Raw genomic sequence first — 18,762 nt, 5'->3', positions numbered from 1 at the left:
CCTTATTGAAATCGATGAATAACTGTTTCTATATTATTTTCAGTAATCGTATCAACAACTTCTGCTGAACCGATAGCATTCGGTAATACTAAACGAAGTTTCCCATTTAGTACTTTTTTATCGCGCAACATGTGAGGTAGGAATTGCGCAACCCCCATATCTGCCGGTGGAGCAATCGGTAACTGGGCACGTTTAATCAAAGTTCGGATCTGTTGTACTTGCTGTTGAGAGAGCATTCCAACTAACTCAGCGGTTTCGGCAGCCATCACCATTCCCGCCCCAACTGCTTCGCCATGTAGCCAAACGCCATAACCTTGCTCTGCTTCGATCGCATGACCATAGGTATGACCTAGATTTAACAAAGCTCTAATCCCCTGCTCGGTTTCATCTTTAGCCACAACTTCGGCTTTAATTTCGCAACAACGAGCAATTGCTTGAGTCATTAATACTGCATCTAATTGCATCAACGGATCAAGATTATTCTCCAACCAAGTGAAAAAGTCAGCATCATAAATAATGCCATACTTGATTACTTCGGCCATGCCCGCTGATAACTCACGTTTATCCAAGGTCGCTAAACAATCAATATCGATCAGTACCGCCTTTGGTTGGTAGAAAGCACCGATCATATTTTTACCGAGAGGGTGATTCACTGCGGTTTTACCACCAACCGATGAGTCAACTTGCGATAATAAAGTGGTTGGTACCTGTACGAAAGGAACCGCCCGTTGATAACAAGCGGCAGCAAATCCAGCCATGTCCCCAATCACGCCGCCGCCTAAGGCAACAATGGTGGTATCACGGCTATGTTGTTTTTCCAATAATCCAGAAAAAATAAGATCAAGTGTCTGCAAGTTTTTGTACTGCTCGCCATCGGGCAAACTAACTACATCCACTTGAAAAGCACTCAAACCCTTCAACAGAGGCTCTAAATAGAGTTCCGCGACCGTAGTATTTGTAACAACCATTACTTTTTTACTAGCAATAGCAGAAGTAAAAAAATCGGGCTGACTAATTAGTCCTTGCCCGATAGTGATGGGATAACTACGCTCACCGAGAGCAACTGTTAAACATTCCATGATTAGCTTAGAATCCTAAAAGTTCAATAATTTGGTTAGCCACTGCTTTGGCACTTTGATCATCTGTTTTAACCGTATAGTCAGCTACGTCTGCATACATCGGATTACGTTCTTCAGCTAGATTTTCCAAGACCTCTCTTGGCTCATCACTTTGTAATAAAGGACGACGTTTATCGCGTTGTGTTCTAGCAAACTGCTTATCAATGGTAGTTTCTAGATAAACCACTATGCCGCGAGCAGAAAGATGATTACGGTTTTCTTTACTAATGACTGAACCACCTCCGGTGGCCAATACGATGCCTTGAAGTTGGGTCAGATCATCAATAACCCCTTCTTCTCGGACTCTAAAACCAGCTTCGCCTTCTACGTCAAATACCCAAGCGATATCCGCGCCAGTACGGCGTTCAATCTCTTGATCTGTATCGTAAAACTGCAAATGTAATTGCTGTGCTAAATGACGACCAATGGTGCTTTTCCCAGCACCCATCGGTCCTATAAGGAAGATATTTCGTTTCTCAGCCATGCTTCTTCAAATTTATCTTTGTCTATTTTCTCCCCGCAATGCGGGCACCTAATGTACCAACCTTAGTAAAAAGATCAGGGCGCGATTATCTCAGCATGAAGGGGACTTTGGCAACCGCAAAATCACCTTCAACCACGATTGACTCAGATTAAACCCGATACTCTGATTTTCCTAGAGACTATCAACCAGGATCCTTGGGGTAACAAAAATCAATAATTCATTTTTTTCTACGCTTTGAGTCGTGGTTCTAAACAATACACCTAAACCCGGAATATCGCCCAATATCGGAACTTTTTTCACATAGTCAGTTGTTTGCTGCTGAAAGATCCCCCCCAAGACTATCGTTTCGCCGTTTTTCACCAAGACCTGAGTTCCAATCTCCTGTTTATTGATGGCAATCGCTGTCCCGGTAGAGGTAGCAACGGCTTCACCTTCGGAATCTTGGGTAATGACTAAGTCCAAAATAACATTCCCATCTGGGGTAATCTGCGGAGTCACCTTAAGACTTAGCACCGCCTTTTTAAAGGTCACCGCCGTTGCCCCGCTAGACGAGCTTTCTACGTAAGGAATCTCTCGACCTTGCTCAATGTAGGCCGCCTTTTGATTGGCGGTAGTAATTCTTGGGCTGGCGATCACTTCGCCTTTATTCTCTTGCTCCAAGGCAGACAATTCTAGATCGAGAATTTGTCCATTCGCGAGCTTAGCCACTTGAAAAGCAATCGAGCCTGCGGCATCAGTGACCGGAAGGTTAACATTTAGGCGATCGTCCAAGGCTGGAATGTCGCCAGAGACGACGCTATCAACACCTTCTAAGCTTCCGCTTGTAATCCCAGTGCTACCACCGACTGACCCCGAATTAGTCACCCCCCAGCGTACACCGAGCTCTTCACTGACACTATCAAGTACCGTAACCATGCGCGCTTCAATCACAACTTGTTGAACCGCGACATCCAATTTCTTAATCATCGCCTTAATATCGCTTAGCGAGTCTTCGGTATCTTTTACCAACAAGGTATTGGTTCGCTCGTCCACACTCACCGAACCATGCTCGGATAACATCGACGCCTGCTCATTTTTAAGCAAGGCCGATAAGTCAGAGGCCTTCGCGTAATTCACTTGGATATATTCTGAATACAGAGGGGCTAAATCGGCAACTTGCTTAGCGCTTTCTAATTGTTGTCGTTCCTGCTCAGCCAACTCTGCCGCAGGCGCAATTAACAACACATTATTATCAAGGCGTTTATCCAAACCTTTTACTTTCAAAATTATATCGAGAGCTTGCTCCCAGGGAACATCATCCATACGCAAGGTGATATTACCAACCACGGAATCCGTTGTGACTAGATTTAATTGATTAAAATCAGCAATTAATTGCAGCACGGTACGTACTGGAATATCTTGAAAATTCAGAGAAATGGGCTTGCCCTGATACGCAGCTTTCGCGACTTCTTCCGCTTGCAAAGGTTTAACTTCAACCAGAAACAGTTCTCCTGATTGATCATAACGATAATCAAAAGCCCCGTTAATCGTCACGACTAAACGCACCTTCGCCTCATCTTTAAAGACTTCAACATTATCGACTGGGGTTGCGAAGTCATTCACATCCATCACATAAACATTTTCGTCGGCAATATCGGTATTATAAAAATCGACAATCAAACTATTATCGCGTCGTTTAATATCGGCAGCGATAGAGCGATTATTCAGATCAATCATCAGCTGGCCGGTTCCACCTTTGCCCCGCCGAAAATCGATGCCTTCAATATGATTGATCGTAGCATGCTCAACACGACTGGCGGTTTCAAAAGCATTGTTAACCGTTGTAGACTTAGAATTGCTTGCGGTGGCAGTAGTAGGCAGCGCACCTAACTTAATCAGCAGCCGTTTAGAGTCTTGTTGTACTTGATATGGGACTAAGCTTTCCAAGGCCAAAACGAGTTGTAAACCAGACTCTGTCTGTAAGCTTTGTACTTGTTTCACCCCGCCTCGGCCAATAATCAAAGGATTAACCTTCAGTGCGGAGCTGGCATTTGCAACGTCAATCACTAACTGATTAGGAGAGTATTCGAGGTGATCATTTACCTGCTCGATAGGCGCATCAAATAGTAACTCAATTTCTACCGCGCCTTTAATCATCGGGTTGGTATTCAGCTGAATTAACTGGGCGTTAGCCCAAGCTTGAGCTGCATAACAGAAAAGCCCCGCGAATATTAAGCTACTGTTGCAGATACCTTGCAGCATTCTTCCCTTCATGCCATTTATCCTATTGTTCCACTTTCGAAAGCAAAAGCTGAGTATTTCGCTCATTCCAACAGCCTTCACCATCAGAAACGACTTCTTTAATATCTAAACCGAGCTGACTAACTTTTATGATAATACCGTTATGCAAGCCTAGAAAATTACCTTCTCTCACTCGATACAATTCACCACTAGGAACATCAATTAAGGCCCATAGGTTTGCACCATCCCCCATGATCCCGCGCATCGTTAGACTCGCCAAAGAATACTGTTCGAGTGGTTGTTTCTCACGGTCAAAATTCGGTGCTAAAGAGCATTCCTTTTCAGAGGCTAGAGCAATCGCTTCCGCTTCAGGAACAGGGCTCGTAAAAGGGTTTCTTAGGTTATCGGCCTGGTAAGCAAGATGCTCAAAAGGCTTAATTTCTGGCACATCTTGTTTCACCGAAACCTTACGCGCTTTCACTTGCATGACATATTGCTGTAAATCATCTTTGGAGCCCCCACAAGCAAATAATGTAAGCAAGCTTAGCCCTAATATGATTGCTCTCATTACTTATCCTTAGGCTCTATTTTCTCTTTATAACGGTAGGTCTTCGCTAACATCGCCATCGTTAAAACTGCGCCGTCTTTTTGTTTTTTCAGCGAAATATCATCGAGAATCACAATTCGCGGTAAAGCGGCAACGGCACTCACAAAACCACCTAACTGATGGTAAGTTCCACTCACTTCTAATTTTATCGGTAACTCAGTTGAAAACTCACGTTCAACTTCTGGCTCCCAGTTAATACGGTGAAACTCTAAGCCATTATCGATACCGATAAAACTCAACTCGTCTAGCAAACCTGGGATCTCATGTTTTTCGGGCAGCTGTTTGAGCAAAGAGGAAAAGGCATCTCGCATCTGCTGTATTTGCGCCTGATAAGCAGGCAAGTTACTTGCTAAAGCAGCTTTAATTTCGAATTTGCTACGTAACTCTTGTTCTTGTGCTTCAAATTGAGCCAACTTGGTTTGTTCATCTGATACTTGAACGTAATAAAATCCTGCCGCAATCAAGCCACAAATGAGACCAATGAATATTATTTTTGCAGGCCGAGGCCAAGTGCCGATGCTTTCTAAATCTAATTCATTAAGCTGTTGTAAATCCATTACTTAGCTCCGACTTTTTCACTTGGCAGACCCAACTTAACGACGAATTCAAGTTGAAACTTACTCAGCTCCATATCCGCTTGTTTGTTCGATAAAGCGACGATGGAACTAATCTTGGGGCTACCTAACCAAGTTTTTTGCTCAATATTGCGCATTAAACTCGCGACTCGATAGTTGGCTTCGCTCTTCCCATCGAGGCTAATCAAGGAATTTTGAAAAGTTAAGCTATCCAGATAAACTCCGGCTGGCGAAATCAATGGTAGGATGTTGAATATTTTGGTTGGAACATTACGACTTTCTTGCAACTTCTGAATCAAGCTGATTCGTTCATTTAAGCTTTTTTTCTGCTCTTTTATTTTACGTATTTCACCAATTTGCTGGTCGAGGACCGCTATTTCAGTTTCTAAATACTGATTACGCGCAAGTTGCTTATTTTGCAGACTCGTATAATAGTTTTGCACCCCAAATGAAGCGAATAAGGTAAGGCCAGCGGCGACCCCCAAACTCAGCCAAAAATCACGCCTTTGTTTTGCCTTGAGCTCTTCCCGCCATGGAAGCAAGTTAATGTTAGACATTATCAAAACCCCTCAAAGCAAGACCCAAAGCCACCATATACTTCCCTCCATCGCGGCGTAATCCGTCGGGATCAACAGAACGATCAAACTGGCAATGATTGAAAGGCTCAGCCTTGATAACTGGCAGTTCTAAATCATTCTGCATCTGTAAGACTAATTCGTCAGACAAAGCACTACCGCCGCTCACGCCAAGCGCATCCAAAGACTTATATCCGCTAGAACTCAAAAATAGCGACACTTGCCGACGAACGTTTTGAATGACCCCGCTAACAAACTGAGCGAAAACATCAATTTCATAGTTCTCGGGTAGACGGCCACTAATTTTCATCTCTTTCGCCTCTTCCAGGCTTAAGCTGTAAAAACTAGCGATTTGCTGTGTATATTGGGCACCGCCAAAGTTTTGGGCGCGGTTGTAAACCACTTCACCTTTATTGAGGATAGCAAAATTGAGCGTGGATTCACCTATATCGACCAAGCCAATGATTTTGCTATCGTCAAATTCATCTTCTTGATGATGCAATAAATAATGCCAAGCTCGGCCTAAGGCATGCGACTCAACATCAACAATTTTGGCTTCGAAATCAGCATTTGCCAATACTTCGGCACGAATGCTAACCGCTTCGGTACGTGCCGCACTTAATAATACATTGTTACGATTCGCATCACTTTCGTTACTACCGAGGACTTCAAAATCAAGGCTGATCTCATCAATAGGAAAGGGGATTGAGTTTTCGGCCTCAAGCTCAACTTGAGTCTCTAGCTCCAAATCGGACAAACTATTGTCCATGTATATGATTTTGGTAATCACGTGACTACCTGCGACAGCAGTCGCCACTTGACGATTACGGGAAGGAAATTTTCTTTTTAATTCGCGTAAAGACGCCGTAATCTCTTCTGGAGAAACGACTTGATTATCGACCAGTGCGCCAGTTGGTGTAACGACCTCCGCAACCGCCTCTACTTTAAACCCCTGAGCAGATTTTGAGAGTAGCAGACCTTTGATGGTAGCAGAGCCGAAATCTATCCCTAACAACGCAGCCGATGTCTTTTTACCTATCCCTAGTATCATGACCCGCCAACTATCTTTTTAAATTAAACAGTTACCTGTAGATAAAGAATAACTAGTAATTGATCTATACGCTAATAGATCTTAAGAAAGTTGTCGAAACAGGTCACAATTTGACGATATAATCGACGGTTCTTTCGATACAGAGTACAACTTTAGTAATGAAATGGCTTAAAAGACTGTTATTTTTAATTTTCTTAGGTTCTAGCCTCGGCTTAGTCGCAGTCACCGCACTGTATTTTTATGTCGCGCCGCAGTTACCAGACGTAAGCACTCTGCGCGACATCCAGCTGCAAACGCCGATGCGAGTATTCAGTGCCGACGGCGAGTTAATCTCGCAATTTGGAGAAAAAAGAAGGATCCCCTTAGCCATTGAAGATATCCCTGATGAGATGATTCATGCCTTCCTTGCCACCGAAGACGCGCGTTTTTATTCTCACCCAGGCATTGACCCGATCGGTATCACCCGAGCAGCGGTTAATCTACTTGCAACTGGCGAGAAAAGCCAAGGAGCAAGTACCATCACCCAGCAAGTTGCCCGAAATTTCTTTTTAAGTCGTGAAAAAACCTATATTCGAAAAATAAAAGAAATTTTCTTAGCCCTTAAGATTGAGCAACAGCTATCAAAAGATGAAATTTTGTCGCTATATCTTAATAAGATTTCCTTAGGCTACCGTTCCTTCGGCGTTGGAGCCGCTGCGCAAGTCTATTACGGCAAAACGGTAGACCAATTAACTCTCGCCCAAATCGCGATCATTGCAGGGCTGCCGAAAGCCCCTTCTGCACTCAATCCAATTCGTTCACCAGAACGCGCTCGTGATCGCCGAAGAGTAGTCTTAGGAAGAATGCTAGAGACCGGTTATATTGACCAGGCTCGCTTCGATGAAGCCAATCAAGCCCCAATTACTGCATCCTACCATGGTGCAGAAATTACGTTACCGGCTCCCTATCTTGCAGAAATGGTCCGCCAGCAGATCCTTGAACAATTTGGTGAAGACGCCTACATATCCGGCATGGATGTATACACCACCATTACAGCTAAACGGCAAAATGCGGCCACCTCAGCATTGCGCAAAAACCTATTAAATTATGACCAACGACATGGGTATCGCGGAGCAATAGACCAGCTATGGAAACCCGGACAGCCCGCCTTGGAGCCTCAGCAAATCAGTGAACAATTAGCCAACTTTCCTAACTATGGAGAACTTGTCGCTGCAGCGGTGATATCGGTCACCGAACAGCAAGCGACCATCGTGACCAAACAAGGGGAAGTGGGGGTGATCGACTGGGATAATATGCAGTGGGCTCGCCGTTTTATTAGTGATACCCGGCAAGGGCCGGCGCCTAAAACAGCCACTGAAGTGCTCACTGCTGGAGATATTATTTGGGTTGTCGCCCTCAACCAAGTAAGCGCTGAAACGGGTCCAGACTCAAGTAGTGATTCAACTGCGCCAAACAACAGCGAAGCCCAAAAATCAGAGTTGACTCATTATCAACTATCACAACTTCCAGATGCTGGCGCGGCACTGATTGCGATTTCTCCGCTGGATGGTGCAATAGAAGCACTGGTTGGCGGTTTTAGCTTTAATCAGAGTAAATTTAACCGCGTGACTCAAGCCAGCCGGCAAGTGGGTTCCAATATTAAACCTTTCCTCTACTCCGCCGCATTTGAACATGGTATGACCTTAGCGAGCTTAGAAAATGATGCCCCAATTAATCGCTGGGATCAGGCGATGGGCGTCGCATGGCGTCCCAAAAATTCACCGCCAGTTTACGATGGTCCGATCCGTTTGAGAGTGGGATTGGCAAAATCTAAAAATGTTATTTCGGTGCGTTTAATGCGCGACTTAGGCATCAATACGATGATTTCGCACTTAGCCAAATTTGGCTTTCCTGCGAATGAGCTCCCCCGCAACGAATCACTTTCTCTAGGCTCAGCGTCATTAACTCCGATGCAAGTGGCGAGTGCTTACGGCTCTTTTGCCAATGGCGGCTATTTAGTCAGTCCTTATTTTATTGACCGAATAGAAGATGGCGAAGGCCATGTGATCTTCCAGCAGTTACCGAAAGTCGCCTGTGATGATTGCCATGAGATTATTAATCATGCGCCAGACTTAGATGAGCTACTTGAACAAACTGGCGATCCACTAAAACAATGTGCGATTTCATTTGCTGAAACAGAAGACTTGGCGCCACGAATTATTAGTTCACAAAATGCTTTTTTGGTTTCACAAGCGATGAATAGCGTCATTTGGGGCGGAGGAAGTTGGGCACATAAAACAGGTTGGAATGGCACAGGTTGGCGTGCAGCAAGAGAGCTAAAACGACACGATATTGCCGGTAAAACAGGTACCACCAATGATGCCAAAGACGCTTGGTTTTCGGGCTTCGGCCCCGGCTTAGTGGTCACATCTTGGATAGGATTTGACGATTTCAATCGCGAATTAGGTGAAGCCTCATACAATGCTAATTTAGGCAAAGATCAAGTCACAGGGAAAGAGTTTGGAGCCAGAACTGCGCAACCCGCTTGGATAGACTTCATGAAAGTAGGCTTAGAAGGGATCCCTGAACAACCTTGGTCAATCCCTAAAAATATAAGTACGGTGCGGATAGACCGCGCCAGCGGCTTGTTAACCACCGCCAGCGATTACACGACTCGATTCGAATACTTTGAAAAAGGAACTGAACCTAGCGAGTATGTTAAACCGAGCAGTGGTTCAGTCTTTGATGCTGAAGACGAACTATTTTAATCAAAGTGAGTATGCCGCTTAATCAGGGCGGCTAATTGATTAAAGCAGGGTCGACGTACCGAGTTATTACGATATAACAGGCTAATCCGTCGGCTCGGCTCAGGAGCGCTAAAATGGCGATAACAAATGCCATTTTGCTCAGTTTCCAGAGGGATAGCCAACTGTGGCAATAAAGTGATCCCCATGCCCGCAGCCACCATATGTCTTAGAGTCTCAAGACTGGTCGCCTTAAAACTGTTATCTTCTTTCGCCCCAGCCGCAAAACAGTAACCCATGGCCTGATCACGCAAACAATGGCCATCCTCCAGCATCAACAATTGCTCGCCTCTTAATTCAGTCAATTCAATGTGAGCCTGATGCTGCCACTTATGCTGAGAAGGTATGGCGAGCACTAACGCTTCATCAAATAAATCGATCGAACCAAAACGTTCCATTTCAGGAAGATAAGCCAACAATAGGCAATCTAAATCACCATCCTCTAAGCGTTGCAACAAGATATGTGTTTGTTCCTCATAAAGAAATAGGGCCATATCGGTAAATTCAGAACGAATATGTGGCACTATTTGGGGCAATAAATACGGCGCCAAAGTAGGAATTAAGCCCATATGTAAGGGGCCAGCCATTGGTGCCTGAAAGCTCTTCGCCATATCTTTAAGGCCCTTTACCTCGAGCAGGATCTGTCGGGCCTTAGCAGCCAACTCATCGCCAGCATGCGTAAAAATCACCTTGCGAGAAGTACGCTCGATCAACAACAAGCCCAACTCTTCTTCTAACTTGGCAACCTGACCACTCAAAGTCGGCTGACTGACAAAACATTTTTCCGCAGCTTTGCGAAAATGCTTCAGCTCTTGTAAAGCCACTAAATACTCTAAATCACGAAGGTTCATGCATTCTCCTTTAATTACAGCTAATAATACGCTGCTTCGTCTCAATCAACCATACTGTAAGCGAGTAACTCGTGTAGGCTAAGTCGCGATCTAAGAAACTTTGCTATAAAGCTCGCATTCACAAACACGGTAATGCCAAGAAACGCTTAGATATGATATATAAGTAAACTATCAGGATTTCCGAATACAGGTCGTATCGGTTCACGGAGGAATAACCATGGTGTGGTTCAAACACAGCTTATTAATTTTCGTTAGTTCAATACTATTCGCGTGTGGGGGAGACGGCAGTGTCGACCTCAGCGGTGGGGGCAGCAGTGGTGGCGATGGTGGAACCAGCTCAAGCACCACCGCTTCAATCGGTATTGCCCTTTATACCTGTGCGGATGGGATTAATACTGCATTAATTCCGCAGGGGTGTGTGAAAACTAATACCGTTCCCAGTGATACTGATACCTACGTTGTAGTCACACTCTCAAATGCGAGCGCTATCGCGAATGAACTGGTCAGTCTGAGTACCAATAGTGCTGAACTTAAAGCAACCACCATTCTGATTGGTGATAATGGCATCGGTCATACAACAATGAGCGCACGTACCGATGCCACCAATGCTGACTCAGTTATCGCTACTTATAGCTATCAGAGCAATGGAGAAACCGCCACTGTTACGGCCACAGAGAACTACCAAGTGCAAATCAACTCTGGTGGTTCCGGCGGCTTAAATGAGCTTCAACTTGCTCTGTACGACTGCAATGGTGTAGCACGAGATCAAATCCCCACCGGATGTAACGTAACCAATAGCCTTTCTATCGAATCGCCCATTACAGCAGTCGCTCGCTTAAGCTATACTGGCGGAGCTCCCGCAAGTAACGAACTGATTTCATTATCAACGACCAACGCAGACCTGAGCGCAGAAACGATCTTGACGGACCAGAGTGGCTTGGGGATTGCTACTTTGTTCGCTCAATTGGAAACAACTGGTGCAGATAGCTTAGTCGCAAGCAATAGCGAACTAGGCGTCACTACTAGCGCCAACTATCAAGTAGGTCAAGCCAACCTAATGATGACCCTAAGTTCCAGCCTCACTGATGGCGCAACTTTGGGCTCTGACGCAACGGCTAGTATTAGTGCCACAATTACCGATAGTCAAGGTGACCTATACACCACCCCTGTGGCGATAGGCTTTGCTTCTAGTTGCAGCGCCCAAGATCTTGCCAAGATTTCAGATTCAGTGACCACTGTAAACGGCGTTGCAACTGCCATTTATCAGGCTGATGGTTGTAGCGGCAGTGATACGATTACTGTGACGCCGAGTATCAGCGTGATTGACCCTGAAAACTATGTTATCGATATTGCCACAACCAAAGCCAGCGGAATTACCTTCCAGTCAGCAACGCCACAAACCATTTATTTGAAAGAATCGGTGGGTGAAACCATCGCCGAGCTGGTTTATGTTGTCACCGATCCAACAGGCAAGCCCAAATCTGGTCAAGAGGTCACTTTTGCACTCGATTCAAAGCTACACGGCGTAAAAATCAGCCCGCTAATAGCTCAATCCAATGCATCTGGTGAAGTACTGACCCGTGTCACGAGCGGAAACATGTCAGGAACGGTCGTGGTCAATGCAAGCTTTAGTGACCCCGACACTGGCAGTATCATCTCCAGCACTTCCAACGCGCTTGCGATTCATACTGGCGTGCCTTCACAGCAAAGTATGTCGTTATCGGCGAGCACTTTAGCCTTAGAGGCTTGGGGGATCGATGGCGTAAATAGCACCCTAACTCTGAGGGTCAGTGATGAAAACAACAATCCCATCCCTAATGATACGACCATCGTATTTGAAAGCGATGGCGGCCAAATTTCAGGCAATTGTAAAACTAGTGGCGAAGATACCAACAGTAGCTGCTCGGTTAGCTGGGCAAGCCAAAACCCCCGCCCGAAAGGTCACCTCTACGATCTTCCGGCAGGCAGCTGTAATGCACCTGGTTACATTCCTGGAGACCTAGTAAACACTCTAGGCAACAACCGCTATGGCGTGGGGCGAGCCTCAGTATTAGCGGTAACCGTCGGCCAAGAGTACTACTCTGACGTCAATGGTAATCGCATATATGATACTGGCGAAACATTCACCGCTCTTGGTGAAGCCTTTGTGGATAGTAATGAAAATGGTAGCTACGATGTAGCTGGCATCATTAACCATGATAGTGTCAATGTTGAGGAGCGATTCCGAGATTACAACGAAAACAATGAGTACGACAGCGCGACTGGTATCAAGGACTCTACGGTACCAGCTAGTTCCATCGTAGAACTGTTTAATGGCTTATCTTGTATTGTAGATTCGGACACTAACGGTTTATGTACCCGTGACTTGGTCGAAGTGCGCGATTCTGTGGTACTCATTATGGCCACCTCTGGCGCTAACATTCTGATTTCTGATACCACTAACACCAGTCCAGTCAGCAGTGTTGATTTAACCGCAGTTTCATCTCAGGGTTTAGTGATTACAGTTCAAGATCTTAATGGTAACCAAATGCCGGCTGGTACCACCGTATCTATCGGCTCTAATAATGGTGAACTATCCGGACAAACCTCCTTCACAGTGCCTGACGGTGTGCGGCTATGTGATTTAATTGGCCTTAGCGTGATACAGGAAAGTAGTCCGAACAACCGCACTGAAGGCACGATGACGGTCACTGTAACTAGCCCTGGGGGAGTAGAGAGCTCTCGTTCCATCGCCATTATTGATGCCGGCTAACCACCTCTCGTAATAAAAAGCCAGTCAATGACTGGCTTTTTATGGACTACCACACTAAGCCTGCTAAGACCTGCTAAGACCTGCTAAGACCTGCTAAGACCTGCTAAGACCTGCTAAGACCTGCTAAGCAGAATGATGCTATTTACTTTTCTTGAGGCAATAAAAAAGGCCGCCTAAGCGACCTTTCTTGCTTGTGCTAACTTCTTATTCGAAGATTTTAGCTACAACACCCGCACCTACTGTACGGCCACCTTCACGGATTGCGAAGCGTAAACCTTCGTCCATCGCGATTGGGCAGATTAGCTCAACAACAAATTTCAAGTTGTCGCCAGGCATAACCATTTCTACGCCTTCTGGAAGCTCTACAGCACCAGTTACGTCAGTTGTACGGAAGTAAAACTGTGGACGGTAACCTTTGAAGAATGGTGTGTGACGACCACCTTCATCTTTGCTTAGTACGTATACTTCAGCTTCGAACTTGGTGTGTGGAGTAATTGAACCTGGTTTCGCCAATACTTGACCACGTTGGACGTCATCACGCTTGGTACCACGTAACAAAATACCACAGTTCTCACCTGCACGACCTTCGTCAAGCAATTTGCGGAACATTTCAACACCAGTACAAGTTGTTTTAGTGGTTTCTTTGATACCAACAATTTCAATTTCTTCTGAAACTTTGATGATACCACGCTCAACACGACCGGTTACCACGGTACCACGACCTGAAATTGAGAATACATCTTCAATTGGTAGTAGGAATGGCTTGTCGATGTCACGCTCTGGCTCTGGAATGTAAGAATCTAAAGCTTCTGCAAGCTCAATGATTTTTGCTTCCCATGCTTCTTCGCCTTCTAGGGCTTTCAAAGCTGAACCTTGAATCACTGGTAAGTCATCACCAGGGAATTCGTATTCTGATAGAAGTTCACGTACTTCCATTTCTACTAATTCTAGAAGCTCTTCATCATCTACCATGTCACATTTGTTCATGAACACGATGATGTAAGGTACACCTACCTGACGAGAAAGCAGAATGTGCTCACGCGTTTGTGGCATTGGGCCATCGGTAGAAGCAACTACTAAGATAGCGCCGTCCATTTGTGCAGCACCAGTAATCATGTTTTTCACATAGTCGGCGTGTCCAGGACAGTCAACGTGTGCATAGTGACGAGTCGGTGTATCGTACTCAACGTGTGAAGTTGAGATTGTAATACCACGCTCGCGCTCTTCTGGAGCGTTATCGATTGCTGCGAAATCTTTTGCTTCACCGCCGTATACTTTTGCCAATACGTTAGTAATAGCCGCTGTTAAAGTTGTTTTACCGTGGTCAACGTGGCCAATAGTACCAACGTTTACATGCGGTTTATTACGTTCAAATTTTTCTTTAGACACGATATGTACCTTCTTTTCCATTCCGACCTGCCTCAACCAGAGACAAATCAATCATAGTTGAATTAGTTTATTTTGCTTCAATAATAGCATCAGCAACATTCTTGGGCGCTTCACTGTACTCGGTGAACTCCATCGAGTACGACGCACGCCCTTGAGTTGCCGAACGTAGATCTGTAGCATAGCCGAACATTGCAGACAGCGGCACTTTAGACTTAATAATCTTTAAGCCCGCAGGTCCATCGTCCATGCCTTCAATTATGCCACGACGACGATTCAAGTCACCCACTACATCTCCCATCCAATCTTCAGGAGTTGTAACTTCTACTTTCATCATCGGCTCAAGCAATACTGGATCAGCATCCAATGCGCCTTTTCTGAAGCCCATTGCACCGGCAATTTTAAACGCCATTTCGTTAGAGTCAACATCGTGGTACGAACCATCGAATAAAGTGACTTTAACGTCAAGCATTGGGTAACCCGCCAGCACACCCTGATCCATTTGCTCTTTACAGCCTTTGTCTACCGCTGGGATGTATTCCTTAGGAACAGTACCACCAACAATCTCATTGACAAATTCGTAACCAGCACCTGGCTCTAGAGGTTCCATACGCAACCAAACATGACCATATTGACCACGACCACCTGATTGACGCACAAACTTTCCTTCCACTTCAACTTGCTTGCGAATCGCTTCGCGATAAGCAACTTGAGGTTTACCTACATTACAATCCACGTTGAATTCACGCTTCATGCGATCTACGATGATATCTAAGTGCAACTCACCCATACCTGAGATAAGGGTTTGTCCAGATTCTTCATTAGTTTCTACGCGGAACGACGGATCCTCAGCGGCCAATTTCCCCAAAGCAACACCCATTCTTTCTTGGTCTGCTTTAGTTCTAGGCTCAACCGCAATTTGAATCACCGGCTCCGGGAATTCCATTCGCTCAAGAACCACTTTATTGTTCATATCACATAAAGTGTCACCCGTGGTGACGTCTTTGAGACCAATCGCAGCGGCAATATCACCAGCACGAACTTCTTTGATCTCTTTCCGGTCGTTTGAATGCATCTGCACCATACGACCAAGACGCTCACGTTTTTGTTTAACCGAGTTATACACCGCAGTGCCGGTTTCAACCGTTCCCGAATAAACACGCATAAAGGTTAACGTTCCCACAAATGGGTCGGTCGCAATTTTAAACGCCAACGCAGCAAAAGGTGCATCGTCATCTGCTGGACAGTCAACTTCGTTGTCTTTCTCGTCCAAACCTTTAATAGCGGCAACGTGATTTGGCGCCGGCAAATATTCAACAACAGCGTCAAGCACAGCTTGTACACCTTTGTTCTTAAATGCCGAGCCACATGTCGCTAGCACGATCTCGTTGTTTAGCGTGCGTTTACGCAAGCCAAACTTGATTTCGCTTTCACTTAACTCGCCTTCTTCCAAGTACTTATCCATAAGCTCATCGCTAGCCTCTGCAGCAGCTTCCACGAGTTCTTCGTGAAGCTGTTCAGCTCGGGCGACTAATTCAGCTGGAATGTCTTCATAGTTAAAGGTGGTCCCTTGGTCCGCTTCGCTCCAGTTAATCGCCTTCATTTTAATTAGGTCGATAACTCCAACGAATCCTTCTTCAGCACCAATGTTAAGTTGAATAGGTACACAATTAGCACCTAAACGATCACGGATTTGCTCAATTACCCGTTCAAAATCTGCACCAGCCCTATCCATTTTGTTCACGAATACTAATCGTGGCACTGAATATTTATCGGCTTGACGCCACACTGTTTCAGATTGAGGTTCAACACCTGATGAACCACAAAATACAACTACAGCACCATCTAATACCCGCAACGAACGTTCAACTTCAATGGTGAAGTCAACGTGCCCAGGAGTATCGATGATATTGACACGATGTTCTTCAAATTGGGCATTCATACCACGCCAAAAAGTGGTCGTCGCCGCAGAAGTAATCGTAATCCCGCGTTCTTGTTCTTGTTCCATCCAGTCCATGGTAGCTGCGCCATCATGTACCTCACCAATTTTATGAGATAGACCGGTATAGAAAAGGACTCGCTCTGTAGTTGTTGTTTTGCCAGCGTCAACATGAGCACAGATACCGATATTGCGGTAGCGCTCAATTGGAGTTGTACGAGCCATTGTTATCCTCTTGCTAAGGAAATATCCTTAGTCTCACATAGAAAGCAGCACAGCTGTTTTAAGCAGCTGTGCAAGCAATTACCAGCGGTAATGAGCAAACGCTTTGTTTGCATCGGCCATACGGTGAACGTCTTCACGTTTCTTAACCGCAGAACCTTTGTTTTCGCTCGCGTCTAGGATTTCACCCGCTAGACGTAAAGCCATAGATTTTTCACCACGTTTACGTGCTGCATCTACCATCCAACGCATACCTAGAGTGTTACGACGCACAGGGCGTACTTCTACAGGCACTTGGTAAGTAGAACCACCAACACGGCGAGATTTAACCTCTACCGATGGGCGCACGTTTTCAAGAGCAATTTCAAAAATTTCTTGGTGAGACTTGCCTGATTTCTCAGCTGCACCGTCTAATGCACCATAAACAATTTTTTCTGAAATAGATTTCTTACCATCAACCATTACTACGTTGATGAACTTAGCCAGAAGTTCTGATCCGAACTTAGGATCTGGCAAGATTTTGCGTTGACCGATCACTCGACGTCTAGGCATTTGAATATCTCCGGTATGCTTCAGGTTTCCCCAAAACGAATTTTAAAAAAATTTCGCTATAACTAAATGTTTGGCCTTACTTAACGGAGAGCCGTTATGACTTAGGACGTTTAGCGCCGTATTTTGAACGTCCTTGACGACGATCACTTACGCCAGCACAGTCTAATGCGCCGCGTACGGTGTGGTAGCGAACACCTGGTAAGTCTTTAACACGACCACCACGGATCAAGATCACTGAGTGCTCTTGTAAGTTATGACCCTCACCACCGATGTAAGAAGTTACTTCGAATCCGTTAGTTAAACGAACACGAGCGACCTTACGTAATGCTGAGTTAGGTTTTTTTGGAGTAGTGGTATATACACGAGTACATACACCACGACGTTGTGGACACGCAGCAAGTGCAGGTACATTGCTTTTTACAGCTTTGCTTGCACGTGGCTTACGAACCAACTGGTTAATCGTTGCCATTCGAAATAGCTCCTGAAATTACATTTAAACATGTGAAAAAAATCTATCCCCTATTTTGGGGAGGCGAAATTTTATGCGTTGCGCGGATAAGAGTCAAGACTTGCGAATCACCTAAATCTAATATTTTTTAGTCTTGAGGGATAGCTTACCAAGTGAGACAGGGGGTATGGCTTACCGTGAGCTGAACAAATTGTTGATAATCGATAGCATTAAAGGAGCTAATCTTAAGCCCGCGAGCCTGCATATCATCCAACAACACCGATAAACGGCCCTGTGCGCTTAACGCCACTAACTTTGCATCAGCTTTGACTAAGGCATACACAGCATCTTCAATCAACACCAAATGGCTGTCAACGTCCATTTGTTGGATACAGGCTTGAAACTCTGAACTTGCATAACTGTGACGCATAATATGAAGCATTTTAAAACCTTAATATCGCATGGGCATGCCCATAACGCGTCCAAAAATCCTGACTTGCCAATGCCTTTGTAGGGATAGCCAATTGCTCCAGTGTCAGTCCTCGCTCGGCTAACGCCAAAGGATTAACAAAAACTTGCTCTACATCGTATAACTCAAGTAAACCATAGGTCGGTAAAATATTCCGCTGCAAAATGCCTGCTGGCTGTTGGTTCACCAACAACTGCCATACACCCTCACCGTCAAAGTAAGCCACCACATCCTCGGTCACGGCTGAAGCCGCTAAACAAGCATCGAGCGACTCACGGGCGAGAGAAGTTCCATGAGGCGGAGTCGCAAAAATGAACACTAATGCCTTATTCACAGTTGAACCACCCGGTCGGCAGCAAGCATGGCCATCGACATCTCGGCTAATCCGGACATACTAAAATGCTCACTCATCGACCAACTCTCAAGACCATGGTTTTGCGCATCCTGCTGGGTCACAACCCCACGTCGATACGCTGCAGCACTGCATACTAACAACTCACAATTGGCACGGACCTTCAGATCCAGCCAAGCTTGATGAAAGTCAACTTCATCACTCGCAGGAAGAGCACTCACGATGGCATTGGAAACCCCTTCTAAATAGAAGAATACGGTATTCAATGCATGCCCCTGTTGAACAATCGCATTTGCCAGATTTAGAGCAGTCGCACTGCCCTGTCGACCATATAAGGGACTGGTAACAACCAAGGCATAATTTAGATTTTTTAGCATG

At 45.3% G+C, this 18,762-nt stretch carries 17 protein-coding genes; 2 read left to right on the top strand and 15 right to left on the bottom strand.

Features of this window, described 5'->3' with window-relative positions:
- Positions 1 to 2: 2 nt before the first annotated feature.
- From aroB to pilM, 7 genes are all read right to left on the bottom strand, one after another.
- Positions 3 to 1,079 carry a 3-dehydroquinate synthase gene (aroB, locus tag ACRRS1_RS02525; protein ID WP_432454726.1) on the bottom strand — a complete coding sequence of 359 codons (1,077 nt, stop codon included), beginning with the start codon at positions 1,077 to 1,079 and terminating at the stop codon, positions 3 to 5.
- Between the two features lie 7 nt (positions 1,080 to 1,086).
- Positions 1,087 to 1,602 (bottom strand): shikimate kinase AroK, encoded by a 516-nt coding sequence (gene aroK, locus ACRRS1_RS02520; protein WP_432454727.1) that lies wholly within the window; start codon positions 1,600 to 1,602, stop codon positions 1,087 to 1,089.
- 171 nt (positions 1,603 to 1,773) lie between these two features.
- On the bottom strand, positions 1,774 to 3,855 hold the full coding sequence (gene pilQ, locus ACRRS1_RS02515) for a type IV pilus secretin PilQ (RefSeq protein WP_432460780.1): 2,082 nt from the start codon (positions 3,853 to 3,855) through the stop codon (positions 1,774 to 1,776).
- Positions 3,856 to 3,865: 10 nt separating this feature from the next.
- A complete protein-coding gene (locus ACRRS1_RS02510; protein WP_432454729.1) occupies positions 3,866 to 4,390 on the bottom strand; it encodes a pilus assembly protein PilP in 525 nt (174 codons plus the stop codon).
- On the bottom strand, positions 4,390 to 4,986 hold the full coding sequence (locus ACRRS1_RS02505; RefSeq protein WP_432454730.1) for a type 4a pilus biogenesis protein PilO: 597 nt from the start codon (positions 4,984 to 4,986) through the stop codon (positions 4,390 to 4,392). Before ACRRS1_RS02505 ends, ACRRS1_RS02510 begins: the two co-directional genes overlap by 1 nt.
- Entirely contained in the window at positions 4,986 to 5,561 is a 576-nt protein-coding gene (locus ACRRS1_RS02500; protein WP_432454731.1) for a PilN domain-containing protein, read from the bottom strand. The genes ACRRS1_RS02505 and ACRRS1_RS02500 overlap by 1 nt, the downstream gene beginning before the upstream one ends.
- Positions 5,554 to 6,630, bottom strand: coding sequence for a type IV pilus assembly protein PilM (gene pilM / locus ACRRS1_RS02495; RefSeq protein WP_432454732.1), 1,077 nt, complete (start codon positions 6,628 to 6,630; stop codon positions 5,554 to 5,556). Before pilM ends, ACRRS1_RS02500 begins: the two co-directional genes overlap by 8 nt.
- Positions 6,631 to 6,788: 158 nt before the next feature.
- Here pilM and ACRRS1_RS02490 point away from each other — a divergent pair, with 158 nt between their 5' ends.
- Complete coding sequence (locus ACRRS1_RS02490) at positions 6,789 to 9,377, top strand: penicillin-binding protein 1A (protein ID WP_432454733.1); 2,589 nt, start codon at positions 6,789 to 6,791, stop codon at positions 9,375 to 9,377.
- Here ACRRS1_RS02490 and oxyR read toward each other — a convergent pair.
- A complete protein-coding gene (gene oxyR, locus ACRRS1_RS02485) occupies positions 9,374 to 10,264 on the bottom strand; it encodes a DNA-binding transcriptional regulator OxyR (RefSeq protein ID WP_432468481.1) in 891 nt (296 codons plus the stop codon). The two genes, ACRRS1_RS02490 and oxyR, sit on opposite strands and share 4 nt — an antisense overlap.
- 217 nt (positions 10,265 to 10,481) lie before the next feature.
- Between oxyR and ACRRS1_RS02480 the strand changes: the two genes are divergently transcribed.
- Positions 10,482 to 13,016 carry a hypothetical protein gene (locus ACRRS1_RS02480; protein WP_432468483.1) on the top strand — a complete coding sequence of 845 codons (2,535 nt, stop codon included), beginning with the start codon at positions 10,482 to 10,484 and terminating at the stop codon, positions 13,014 to 13,016.
- A 204-nt stretch (positions 13,017 to 13,220) separates the two neighbouring features.
- Here the strand turns inward: ACRRS1_RS02480 and tuf are convergent, their stop codons facing one another.
- The 7 genes from tuf to tusD form a co-directional block, all read right to left on the bottom strand.
- Positions 13,221 to 14,405 carry an elongation factor Tu gene (gene tuf / locus ACRRS1_RS02475; RefSeq protein WP_432454751.1) on the bottom strand — a complete coding sequence of 395 codons (1,185 nt, stop codon included), beginning with the start codon at positions 14,403 to 14,405 and terminating at the stop codon, positions 13,221 to 13,223.
- A gap of 67 nt (positions 14,406 to 14,472) precedes the next feature.
- Positions 14,473 to 16,566, bottom strand: coding sequence for an elongation factor G (gene fusA / locus ACRRS1_RS02470; RefSeq protein ID WP_432454736.1), 2,094 nt, complete (start codon positions 16,564 to 16,566; stop codon positions 14,473 to 14,475).
- A gap of 78 nt (positions 16,567 to 16,644) precedes the next feature.
- Positions 16,645 to 17,115: a 30S ribosomal protein S7 gene (rpsG, locus tag ACRRS1_RS02465; protein WP_432454737.1), complete on the bottom strand. Its 471-nt coding sequence runs from the start codon at positions 17,113 to 17,115 to the stop codon at positions 16,645 to 16,647.
- 94 nt (positions 17,116 to 17,209) lie between these two features.
- Positions 17,210 to 17,584, bottom strand: a complete 375-nt coding sequence (rpsL, locus tag ACRRS1_RS02460) for a 30S ribosomal protein S12 (RefSeq protein ID WP_248714063.1) — start codon at positions 17,582 to 17,584, stop codon at positions 17,210 to 17,212.
- Positions 17,585 to 17,729: 145 nt separating this feature from the next.
- Positions 17,730 to 18,005 carry a sulfurtransferase complex subunit TusB gene (gene tusB, locus ACRRS1_RS02455; protein ID WP_432454738.1) on the bottom strand — a complete coding sequence of 92 codons (276 nt, stop codon included), beginning with the start codon at positions 18,003 to 18,005 and terminating at the stop codon, positions 17,730 to 17,732.
- Position 18,006: 1 nt separating this feature from the next.
- A complete protein-coding gene (gene tusC, locus ACRRS1_RS02450; RefSeq protein ID WP_432454739.1) occupies positions 18,007 to 18,366 on the bottom strand; it encodes a sulfurtransferase complex subunit TusC in 360 nt (119 codons plus the stop codon).
- Positions 18,363 to 18,761: a sulfurtransferase complex subunit TusD gene (tusD, locus tag ACRRS1_RS02445; RefSeq protein ID WP_432454740.1), complete on the bottom strand. Its 399-nt coding sequence runs from the start codon at positions 18,759 to 18,761 to the stop codon at positions 18,363 to 18,365. The genes tusC and tusD overlap by 4 nt, the downstream gene beginning before the upstream one ends.
- Position 18,762: the final 1 nt, after the last annotated feature.

Source organism: Agarivorans sp. Z349TD_8 (genome assembly GCF_050870825.2).
Lineage (GTDB): Bacteria > Pseudomonadota > Gammaproteobacteria > Enterobacterales > Celerinatantimonadaceae > Agarivorans.
The sequence above is the reverse complement of the archived record's forward strand: the minus strand, read 5'-3'. Positions and strand labels throughout refer to the sequence as shown.

Excerpts from the sequence above, each read along its gene's own strand:
- fusA (WP_432454736.1), bottom strand. The coding sequence starts at position 16,566 with ATGGCTCGTACAACTCCAATTGAGCGCTACCGCAATATCGGTATCTGT.
- pilM (WP_432454732.1), bottom strand. The coding sequence starts at position 6,630 with ATGATACTAGGGATAGGTAAAAAGACATCGGCTGCGTTGTTAGGGATA.
- ACRRS1_RS02500 (WP_432454731.1), bottom strand. The coding sequence starts at position 5,561 with ATGTCTAACATTAACTTGCTTCCATGGCGGGAAGAGCTCAAGGCAAAA.
- tusB (WP_432454738.1), bottom strand. The coding sequence starts at position 18,005 with ATGCTTCATATTATGCGTCACAGTTATGCAAGTTCAGAGTTTCAAGCC.
- pilQ (WP_432460780.1), bottom strand. The coding sequence starts at position 3,855 with ATGAAGGGAAGAATGCTGCAAGGTATCTGCAACAGTAGCTTAATATTC.
- rpsG (WP_432454737.1), bottom strand. The coding sequence starts at position 17,115 with ATGCCTAGACGTCGAGTGATCGGTCAACGCAAAATCTTGCCAGATCCT.
- ACRRS1_RS02480 (WP_432468483.1), top strand. The coding sequence starts at position 10,482 with ATGGTGTGGTTCAAACACAGCTTATTAATTTTCGTTAGTTCAATACTA.
- ACRRS1_RS02505 (WP_432454730.1), bottom strand. The coding sequence starts at position 4,986 with ATGGATTTACAACAGCTTAATGAATTAGATTTAGAAAGCATCGGCACT.
- oxyR (WP_432468481.1), bottom strand. The coding sequence starts at position 10,264 with ATGAACCTTCGTGATTTAGAGTATTTAGTGGCTTTACAAGAGCTGAAG.
- ACRRS1_RS02510 (WP_432454729.1), bottom strand. The coding sequence starts at position 4,390 with ATGAGAGCAATCATATTAGGGCTAAGCTTGCTTACATTATTTGCTTGT.
- tusD (WP_432454740.1), bottom strand. The coding sequence starts at position 18,761 with ATGCTAAAAAATCTAAATTATGCCTTGGTTGTTACCAGTCCCTTATAT.
- aroK (WP_432454727.1), bottom strand. The coding sequence starts at position 1,602 with ATGGCTGAGAAACGAAATATCTTCCTTATAGGACCGATGGGTGCTGGG.
- aroB (WP_432454726.1), bottom strand. The coding sequence starts at position 1,079 with ATGGAATGTTTAACAGTTGCTCTCGGTGAGCGTAGTTATCCCATCACT.
- ACRRS1_RS02490 (WP_432454733.1), top strand. The coding sequence starts at position 6,789 with ATGAAATGGCTTAAAAGACTGTTATTTTTAATTTTCTTAGGTTCTAGC.
- rpsL (WP_248714063.1), bottom strand. The coding sequence starts at position 17,584 with ATGGCAACGATTAACCAGTTGGTTCGTAAGCCACGTGCAAGCAAAGCT.